Here is a 1098-nt window from a genome sequence, read left to right on the forward strand (position 1 = left end):
ACAAATACGAGCCGGAAGACCTTGGAACTGAATACGTTCACGCGCCATATCTAACCAGTTATGCAGATGTGGGTTGTCAGGAATTAACTCTTTTACTTTTTGGTCGGTTTTGTAGATGTCTTCTGGATCGCCAGATAGAGCTGCCCAACGGAAAGGACCAATGCCTTCACAGAATAAAGGACGAATATAAGCTGGAACGAAGCCTGGGAAATCAAACGCATTTTCTACGCCTTCTTCCAGTGCCATCTGACGAATGTTGTTACCGTAATCGAGTGTCGCCGCGCCACGGCTTTGCAGATCAAGCATCGCTTGCACTTGTACTGCCATGGATTTCTTCGCTGCTTTTACAACAGCGGCTTCATCTTGCAGACGCATTTCTGCTGCGTGAGACATGCTCCAACCTTGTGGTAGGTAACCATTTAGTGGGTCATGCGCAGAGGTTTGGTCAGTAACTACATCTGGTGTGATATTGCGCTCAACAAGCTCAGAGAAAACGTCGGCCGCGTTACCTAGAAGACCTACAGATACTGGCGTGTCCGATTCGGTGATGATTGCGAGTGCTTCGTCTAGGGAAGTCGCTTTTTGGTCAACATAACCAGTACGCAGACGGTAATCGATACGTGATTCGTCACACTCAACGGCAATCATTGAGAAACCTGCCATGGTGCCCGCAAGTGGTTGAGCGCCACCCATGCCACCAAGACCACCAGTTAGAACCCAGCGACCTTTTGCATCGCCGTTAAAGTGTTTTTTCGCAACTGACACGAAGGTTTCGTAAGTGCCTTGGACGATACCTTGTGAACCGATATAAATCCAGCTACCCGCGGTCATTTGGCCGTACATCATCAAACCTTGCTTATCAAGCTCGTTGAAGTGTTCCCAGTTTGCCCAATGCGGAACCAAGTTTGAGTTAGCAATGAGCACACGCGGTGCGTTTTTGTGGGTTGGGAAAACACCCACAGGTTTACCCGATTGCACTAAAAGCGTTTGGTCATCTTCGAGTCTTTCTAGTACTTCTACAATCTTGTCGTAACATTCCCAGTTTCGTGCTGCGCGACCAATGCCGCCGTATACCACTAATGAATGTGGATGTTCTGC

Annotated in this window: 1 protein-coding gene; it reads right to left on the reverse strand. The window is 48.5% G+C overall.

Translation table 11 applies throughout. The annotated features are described in order from the left end of the window. A partial coding sequence (hutU, locus tag R7P35_RS25890; protein WP_318093319.1) for a urocanate hydratase occupies window positions 1-1098 on the reverse strand: 1098 nt, incomplete at both ends.

This window comes from Vibrio sp. Vb0304 (assembly GCF_033338995.1).
GTDB classification, from domain to species: Bacteria; Pseudomonadota; Gammaproteobacteria; order Enterobacterales; family Vibrionaceae; genus Vibrio; species Vibrio alginolyticus.